This window comes from Candidatus Atribacteria bacterium, from assembly GCA_011056645.1.
Lineage (GTDB): Bacteria > Atribacterota > Phoenicimicrobiia > Phoenicimicrobiales > Phoenicimicrobiaceae > Sediminicultor > Sediminicultor quartus.
This window is the reverse complement of the sequence record DSEL01000117.1, coordinates 1-2,662: the sequence shown is the minus strand read 5'-3', so window position 1 is coordinate 2,662 and position 2,662 is coordinate 1. Positions and strand designations below refer to the sequence as shown.

Sequence of the window (2,662 nt, the reverse complement as noted above, 5' to 3'; positions counted from 1 at the left end):
TCATTAAGGTATACTTTCTGGTAGTAAGGAGTATTATCAGCTTCAGGAACATATGGTTCGTAACTATTTAGAGCAGTTTGATAATAATCGATAAAACTAAGCATATTATAACGAATCGATTTGCAACTGACCCGTTAAAGACATAATTCGATTTAATGAGTAATTTGAGGAGTCAGTTGCAAGGCGGGGTTGATCTAAGTCCCTTTAGCAAGACAAGGTTGGCTATGTTTAGAGATATTTCCTATGGATTTTGCATTTTGATTTAGAATTTACATTTGAGGATATTCCAAATATAAATTCTAAATATATTCTGAAAATTTTTCATTTTTTCACTAATTTAGACAGATATTATTTTAGATTTTCTATCCGTTTACATTCATAAATTATATTTTGAACATACCAATGCCCCGGACATCCATGTCTTAAAAATCATGCTGCTGTTTTACTAAATAGTTCTTTTAAAGGCGGCGGACGGCCGATGGTTTTACAACCGATGCATACCATAGGCTTACCGCAGTCCGGACACAGCATGACATGACTAATAAAAAAGTCATTAATTTTATGTCTGGTATAAGCTTCATATTTAGCATTGAGTAAAAGCCTGATCCGGTTAAACAGTAATTTTCTTTTCGGGTGCAGAAATCCATAATAACGTACTTTTTGAAATCCTCTGGGAAGAATATGCTGCAGGAATCTGCGTATAAATTCAAACGCCGGCAAAGTCATGAATTTTTCATTTCCATTGTCCCGATCTTTATACCTGAATGTTACCATCCCGTTTTTGCAGGATACAATGCGTGTATCACTGATGGCAATACGGTAAACATACTGAGCAAGATATTTGATAGCATGAATTCCGCTGCCCACGCTTTTGCCATGAACCACCCATTTTCCGTTAAAACAATCGTTTGGTATTTTGTCTTTTAACGCCGTTTGTTTTAATGCATTTTTTAGTTTATAACAGAATAAACGCGACAGAGCTCTGACATGGATGAGAAAGCCATCTCTGGCATAACGTAATACCTGTTTTTGTGAATCAATAGCGATGCCGGGGATGATATAATGGATATGGGGATGATAGCCCAGTATTTGCGTCCAGGTGTGTAGTATTCCAATCATCCCAATTTTCCCGCCGATAAAGCGTTTATCTTTAGCCAGTATTTGCAGACATTGGCTGGAAACATTAAACAGGATATTATAAAATAATTTTTGATGACTTCCGGCTAAGGTCCGTAACTGCTTTGGAATGGTAAAAGTAAACAAGAAATATTCTACAGCTAAGAGTTTTTCCTGCTGAATATTAACCCAATTCTGGGTTTTGTCTTTCTGGCATTGCGGGCAGTGACGGTTACGGCAGGAATTATTTATATAATGGATTTTCTTACAGTTGGGACAATACCATTCATGCCAGCCCAAATGGGCGCTTTTGCACAGCAGAATATCCCGCATCACTTTCTTATGTGAAGGCAGCATATTATTTTTGTAACGTTCCAGATATTCCAGACCGTGCCTCCTTAAGACGTCGGCCAGGGTGGTCATAGCTGATCCATCAACTTATTTATGATAGCCGTGGGTTCGGGTAGTTTCAGATTAATCATCCGGCAATAGATCATAGTGGTTCTCGGATCGCTGTGTCCAAGGTATTCCTGTACAAAGCGCAGATTAACGCCAGCCTCTAAAAGGTGAACGGCGTAGGCATGACGCAGGTGGCGGACGCTGACAAACTTTAATATTTTAGCTCTTTTGCAGGCCTGTTTAAATGGTATCTGGATGCTGTTATCAGGTAAAGGCCTTTTGGTTGTGCTTAGTTTATTATAGCCTCTGCCTGGGGCTGGGAATAACAGAAGCGGATTACGGTGGGTCTTCCAATGCTGTCTTAAAATATCCAACGTTTTCTGTGGCAGGGGTATATAACGGTCTTTAGATCCTTTGCCATTCTGAATATGCACGAACATTCTCTGCGAATCAATATCACTAACCTTAAGATGAGTTGTTTCTCTGAGTCTTAATCCCAGGGAATACATGGTAAAAAGACAGGCATAGTGATAATTTGATTTTACATTATTAAATATACGTTTTACTTCCTCGCGGCTTAATACCGGCGGCAGCTTCTTTTCTTTGGGCGGGCGAACAAATTTGATGGTGGTCCAGTCACGCTTAAGAGTGAATGTAAAGAAATGTTTTATTCCGCAGATGGCGATAGTACTTGCAGTTCTCGACCATTTTCGTATATTTTTATTGTAAAGAAAATACCGGCGTAGTTCATCTTCATTGATCTGATCCGGTGATTTATGATAATGTTCCGATAAAAGTTTTACAGCCCGGACATAGGCTTGAATACTGCGCTCGGCAAAACCGCGCAGTTCGAGGTCCTGGTTAAAGCGTTGAAGTAAATCAGTCATGATATATCTCCTTTTATAAAAAGTAAAAGTCTTGCATAGGTATATTATGACTGATTATAAATAGATAGAAATATAGATATGAATGAAAAAAGTGTCCCGATGAAATCGGGACTTAGTTCAACCCATCGCTCAAGCCGAACCGATCACGCGTCCGGGTCTCCGAAAAGTCCATTGCTACAGGAGGATCATCGGCTGGCAGCTTAGCTCAGTCGGTTAGCCATTTTAGGTGATAAATTTCTTATGAATATAGTATTTGATAC

The 2,662-nt window shown here is 39.0% G+C and carries 2 protein-coding genes; both read right to left on the bottom strand.

What is annotated here, in order from left to right:
- Positions 1–429 precede the first annotated feature (429 nt).
- The gene (locus tag ENO17_04735) at positions 430–1,539 is read right to left on the bottom strand and encodes a transposase (protein HER24337.1); all 1,110 of its coding nucleotides are present in this window, start codon (positions 1,537–1,539) and stop codon (positions 430–432) included.
- Positions 1,536–2,402 carry an integrase gene (locus tag ENO17_04730; protein ID HER24336.1) on the bottom strand — a complete coding sequence of 289 codons (867 nt, stop codon included), beginning with the start codon at positions 2,400–2,402 and terminating at the stop codon, positions 1,536–1,538. Before ENO17_04730 ends, ENO17_04735 begins: the two co-directional genes overlap by 4 nt.
- Positions 2,403–2,662 lie beyond the last annotated feature (260 nt).

Bases quoted from the DNA above. Each gene is read 5' to 3' on its own strand.
- ENO17_04735 (HER24337.1), bottom strand. From the start codon at position 1,539: ATGACCACCCTGGCCGACGTCTTAAGGAGGCACGGTCTGGAATATCTG.
- ENO17_04730 (HER24336.1), bottom strand. From the start codon at position 2,402: ATGACTGATTTACTTCAACGCTTTAACCAGGACCTCGAACTGCGCGGT.